Below are 662 nucleotides of genomic sequence, written 5' to 3'. Positions count from 1 at the left end.
GTGATCGAGCTGTTGGCCGAGGAGAGGCCGGTCGACGTGGAAGTCGACAGCGACGTGATCGAGCTGTTGGCCGACGACAGCCCCGTCGACGTCGAAGTCGAGAGCGAGGTGATCGAGCTGTCAGCCGACGACAGGCCGGTCGAGGTCGAGGTCGAGAGCGAATCGATCGAGCTGTTCGCCGAGGAGAGGCCGGTCGACGTCGAGGTGGACAACGACGTGATCGAGCTGTTAGCCGACGACAGACCCGTCGAGGTCGAAGTCGACAGCGACGTGATCGAGCTGTTGGCCGACGACAGGCCGGTCGAAGTCGAGGTCGACAGCGAGGTGATCGAGCTGTTGGCCGACGACAGGCCGGTCGAGGTCGAAGTCGACAGCGACGTGATCGAGCTGTCGGCCGACGAAAGCCCCGTCGACGTGGAAGTCGACAGCGAGGTGATCGAGCTGTTAGCCGACGACAGGCCGGTCGAGGTCGAAGTCGACAACGACGTGATCGAGCTGTCAGCCGACGACAGCCCCGTCGACGCGGAAGTCGACAGCGAGGTGATCGAGCTGTTAGCCGACGAGAGACCCGTCGAAGTCGAGGTGGACAACGACGTGATCGAGCTGTCAGCCGACGACAGCCCCGTCGACGTGGAAGTCGACAGCGAAGTGATCGAGCTGTT

Annotated in this window: 1 protein-coding gene; it reads left to right on the top strand. The window is 63.4% G+C overall.

Features of this window, described 5'->3' with window-relative positions:
* Positions 1 to 36: 36 nt before the first annotated feature.
* Positions 37 to 662: hypothetical protein (locus BCO18175_RS40425; RefSeq protein ID WP_217483949.1), on the top strand; the 626-nt coding region annotated here is incomplete at its 3' end.

It is taken from the genome of Burkholderia lata (genome assembly GCF_902499335.1).
Lineage (GTDB): Bacteria > Pseudomonadota > Gammaproteobacteria > Burkholderiales > Burkholderiaceae > Burkholderia > Burkholderia lata_B.
This window is presented reverse-complemented; position numbering and strand designations above follow the sequence as displayed.